The 4,633-nt window shown below is 73.7% G+C and carries 5 protein-coding genes; all 5 read left to right on the top strand.

The features are described from left to right. On the top strand, positions 1-826 hold an 826-nt coding region (gene tsaB / locus NBW84_RS21180; RefSeq protein WP_250286712.1), incomplete at its 5' end, for a tRNA (adenosine(37)-N6)-threonylcarbamoyltransferase complex dimerization subunit type 1 TsaB. A 154-nt stretch (positions 827-980) separates the two neighbouring features. Further along, positions 981-1,826, top strand: coding sequence for a ribosomal protein S18-alanine N-acetyltransferase (gene rimI / locus NBW84_RS24580; RefSeq protein ID WP_445548794.1), 846 nt, complete (start codon positions 981-983; stop codon positions 1,824-1,826). Positions 1,827-2,061: 235 nt separating this feature from the next. Next, complete coding sequence (tsaD, locus tag NBW84_RS21170) at positions 2,062-3,093, top strand: tRNA (adenosine(37)-N6)-threonylcarbamoyltransferase complex transferase subunit TsaD (RefSeq protein WP_250286713.1); 1,032 nt, start codon at positions 2,062-2,064, stop codon at positions 3,091-3,093. 93 nt (positions 3,094-3,186) lie between these two features. Next, positions 3,187-3,594, top strand: coding sequence for a hypothetical protein (locus NBW84_RS24575; RefSeq protein WP_445548793.1), 408 nt, complete (start codon positions 3,187-3,189; stop codon positions 3,592-3,594). Further along, positions 3,591-4,568, top strand: a complete 978-nt coding sequence (locus NBW84_RS21160; protein WP_250286709.1) for a UDP-glucuronic acid decarboxylase family protein — start codon at positions 3,591-3,593, stop codon at positions 4,566-4,568. Before NBW84_RS24575 ends, NBW84_RS21160 begins: the two co-directional genes overlap by 4 nt. Positions 4,569-4,633 lie beyond the last annotated feature (65 nt).

Here is a 4,633-nt window from a genome sequence, read left to right as displayed (position 1 = left end):
CACAGGGGCGGCCGCGGCCAGCGGGCCCGCGGCGGGGGCGGCCGCGGGCGGGCAGGCCGTCGTCGTGACAGGCCGGGCGGCGCGCCGGGTCGTCGATCCGCGGCGGCATGCCGAACTGCTCGTACCGCTGGTCCGGGAGGTTCTCGACGAGGCGGCGGTACGTCCCGCCGATCTCGACGGTGTGGTGGTGGGCATCGGGCCCGGCCCGTTCACGAGCCTGCGGGTGGGGGTGGTGACCGCCGGCGCGTTCGCGGACGCTCTCGGCAGGCCCGCCTATGGCGTCTGTTCGCTCGACGGTGTCGGCGCCGCCCTCGCGGGCCGGGTGGCCGTGGCGACCGACGCGCGACGCCGTGAGGTCTACTGGGCGGTCTATGAGGACGGCGCCCGCGTCGCCGGGCCCTTCGTGGACCGGCCACAGGCCGTCGTCGACACGCTGCGCGAGATGTCCGTCAGCCGGCTGGTCGGCCCGGGAGCCGTGCTGTACCCGGATGTGTTCACCGGTCTCGCCGGCCCTCAGCCGCCGCCGGCTCCCGCAACGGCCCCGGCAGCGGGCACGCGGGCCGGTACGGACCTGGGTGCGCGGACGGCAGCCGGCCGCGTCCTGTCCGGCGAGACGTCATCGGTGGGCGTCCGCGTCGCCGCGGATCCGCCCCAGGGCTGCGGGCCGCCACGGACGGCCGATCCCGGCTATCCCTCACCGGTCGTTCTCGCCCGGCTGGCCGCCGCCGATGTCCTCGCCCGCCGGCCACCGGCACCGCTGGTCCCGCTGTACCTGCGCCGGCCGGACGCGGCCGAGCCGCACCCACCGAAAACGGTCGCCGTATGAGCGCCCGGGCGGGCCATCCGAGCGCCCGGGTGAGGAGCGGCCGTGCGCGCTGCCCGGACAGCATGAATGATCATCGGGCGGATGCGGCGGTCCTGACGCGCTGGCTGTCCGATCATCGGCCTGCCCTCGCCTGGGCCCCACCCGGAGAACGATCGTGAACTCCCCCGTACCGCCGGACGGCGCGGACAACGTCCAGCAGACCGGGAACGACGTTCCCGCCACCGATGGTCTCCGTCCGGACGCGAGAAGCCCGCAGGACGTTGCCGGCCCCTATGACGGAGTTGCCGGCCCCCATGACGGAGTTGGCGTTCCCGGGGATGTCTCCGTCCCGGGGGACGGAGACAGCGTTCCCGGGGACGGCGCCGCTCCCGCCGGGGGAGCGGGGACAGTGCCTTCCGCGGACGCAGTGCCCTCCGCGGGCACAGTGCCTCCTGGGGAGACGCTGCCTCCCGCGCGGGCCGCTTCCGCCGCGGACGCCGTCCGGCGCGGCCAGGCCGGCCATGTCGAGTTCGAGCCGCTGCGCTGGTGGCACCTTGGCGACGTCGTCGCTCTGGAGCGGGAGATCTTCGCCGAGGACGCGTGGACGCCCGAGCTGTTCTGGTCCGAGCTGGCCCAGGGCGCGGCGCGGCACTATCTGGCCGCCGTCCGCGACGACCGGGTCATCGGTTACGGAGGGCTCGCCATCCATGACGACGAGTCCTACATACAGACTCTCGGGGTCGCCGCGGACGCCCGTGGCGGTGGTGTCGCCACCCGGCTGCTGGTCGCGCTGCTGCGCCACGCCCGCGCCCGGGGCGCCCGCCGCTGCGAGCTGGAGGTACGCACCGACAATGCCGTGGCCCAGTCCCTGTACCGGCGGCTGGGGTTCGTCGAGCTCGGAGTGCGCCGGGGCTACTATCAGCCGTCCGGAGCCGACGCCTATGTGATGTCGGCCGACCGGATACACACCGGTGACTACGGCAGGATGCTGGACGCGGCCGAGCGGGCGGTGTCGAGGTGAGGGCGGCGCCGGAGGCGACAGCGGCGCCGGTGCCGGCAACGGGAAGGGCGCCGGCAACGGGAAGGGTGCCGGCAACGGGAAGGGTGCCGGCAACGGGAAGGGCGCCGGCAACGGGAAGGGCGCCGGCAACGGGAAGGGCGCCGGCAACGGGAAGGGCGCCGGCAACGGGAAGGGCGCCGACAACGGGAAGGGCGCCGACAACGGGAGAGGGAACGGGGACCACGGCGGTGTCGAGATGAGCGGGCGCCGCGCGGGGGACGCGCCGCTGGTGCTGGGGATCGAGACCTCCTGCGACGAGACCGGGGTGGGCCTGGTCCGCGGCGGGGTGCTGCTCGCGGACACACTCGCCTCCTCCGCCGACGAGCACGCCCGCTACGGCGGGGTCATCCCCGAGATCGCCGCCCGCGCGCACCTCGAGGCGATGGCGCCCACGGTGGACCGGGCGCTGTCCCAGGCGGGGCTGCGCCACCGCGACGTGGACGCGGTCGCGGTCACCGCCGGCCCCGGCCTCGCCGGCGCGCTGCTGGTCGGGGTGGCCGCGGCCAAGGCGTACGCGCTCGCGCTCGGCGTCCCGCTCTACGGCGTCCATCATCTGGCCGCGCACGTGGCGGTCGACACCCTTGAGCACGGGCCGCTGCCCGGGCCGTCGATCGCGTTGCTGGTCTCCGGCGGGCACTCGTCGCTGCTGCTCATCCCGGATCTCGCCCGCGGCGAGGTGAGCTCGCTCGGGGCGACCGTCGACGACGCCGCCGGTGAGGCGTACGACAAGGTCGCCCGGCTGCTGGGCATGCCGTTCCCGGGCGGCCCGCCCATTGACCGGGCGGCCCGCGACGGCAGCCCGACGATCCCGTTCCCGCGCGCCAAGGCGTCCGACGGCACCTTCGACTTCTCCTTCAGCGGGCTGAAGACGGCGGTGGCCCGGTGGGTGGAGGCGCGGGGGCGGGCCGGCGAGCCGGTGCCGGTCGCCGACGTCGCCGCGTCCTTCCAGGAGGCGGTGGTGGACGTGCTGACGGCGAAGTCGGTCGCGGCCTGCCGGGCCCACGGCGTGGACACGCTGGTGATCGGCGGCGGGGTGGCAGCGAACAGCCGGCTGCGGGCGCTGGCGGCGGCCCGCTGCGAGGCCGCCGGCATCACGCTGCGGGTGCCCCGGCCCGGGCTGTGCACCGACAACGGCGCGATGGTCGCCGCGCTCGGCTCCCTCCAGGTCGAGGCCGGCATGCCCCCGTCCCCGCTGGACATCCCCGCCTCCTCGACCCTCCCGCTCTGACCGGGCCGTTTCCCAGGTGACGTGACCGTTGCCCGGGTGGTGTTCTCGGTCACATGCCGATCCGGCCTCCGATGGATATCGAGGATGGACGCTGTGGCTGGTGTGACGCGTATGTGGGAGGCGCGGGCGGCGCCGGGGCGGGTGGGCGAGCTGGTGGGCTGGCTCGGCCGGGCCCTGGTGGGCGCCGCGGCGGAGATCTACCGGGGGGTCGGGGACAACCGCGACGTCGTGGTGGTCCTCTTCCATCCGCCCGGGCCGGGGGCTGGGCCCCCGGCGGCTACTCTCCCGGCGGAGGGTGGGCCGGCCACGGCTGCCCCGGCGGCGCCGGCTGCCCCGGCGGGGGCCGCTCCGGCGGGGGCCGGCGGGGCAGCGCGGCACGGCCCCGCGTCCGTTGTCGCGAACGTTCCACCGGAACTGCTCGCGCGTCCGGCGCAGGCCTGGGACTTTGAGCGCGTATCGTCACCCGGACCGGATATCAGTGACCGGTGGGGAGACCGATGAAAAGAAGCGTTGTCACCGGCGGTGCCGGCTTTCTGGGGTCGCACCTGTGCGAACGGCTGCTCGACGAGGGCCACGCGGTCGTCTGCCTGGATAATTTCGTCACCGGGGCCCCGGAGAATGTCGCGCACCTGGCCGGGCACGAGCACTTCCGGCTCGTCCGCTGTGATGTGACTGATTATGTTCATATTGTCGGTCCGGTCGATTATGTACTGCATTTCGCGTCACCGGCGAGCCCCATCGACTACCTGCACCTGCCGATTCACACGCTGAAGGTCGGCTCGGTCGGTACCCTGCACGCTCTCGGCCTCGCCAAGGAGAAACGGGCGCGGTTCGTGCTGGCGTCCACCTCGGAAGTCTACGGTGATCCGCAGATCCATCCGCAGCCGGAGGACTACTGGGGCCATGTCAACCCGGTGGGGCCGCGAGGCGTGTACGACGAGGCGAAAAGGTTCGGCGAGGCACTCACCATGGCCTACCGGCGCAGTCACGGGGTGGACACCGGAATCGTCCGTATCTTCAACACCCATGGGCCGCGGATGCGCCCCAACGACGGCCGGGCGATTCCCGCCTTCGCGACCCAGGCGCTGCGCGGTGAGCCCATCACCGTCGCCGGTGACGGAAGCCAGACCCGGTCGATCATATATGTCGACGACCTGGTGGAGGGGATCGTGCGGATGATTTTTTCCGGTCATCCCGGCCCGATGAACATCGGTAATCCGCACGAACTGTCCATTCTCGAGCTCGCGGAACTGGTCCGGGAGGTGGCCAAGAGCGAGTCCCTCATCACGTTCGTCCCGCGCCCCGAGGACGACCCGACGGTCCGCCAGCCCGACATCTCCCTGGCCCGGCGCGTCCTGGGCTGGGAGCCCGTCGTCGACCTGCGCAGCGGGCTCGACAGCACGGTCTCCTGGTTCCGTGAGCACCCGGACGTCGCTTGTCCGGACGCCCGTCCGGACGCCGGCCGGCGAGGCTGACGGGACCGTCGTCCTCACTGTCGCCGTCTCGCTGTCCTCCCGCTGCCGTTCCGCCGTGCTCCCGT

It is taken from the genome of Protofrankia sp. CiP1_Cm_nod2, from assembly GCF_920664355.1.
Classification (GTDB): domain Bacteria; phylum Actinomycetota; class Actinomycetes; order Frankiales; family Frankiaceae; genus Protofrankia.
Note: the sequence above shows the minus strand (reverse complement) of the source record. Positions and strands in the feature narration are given on the sequence as shown.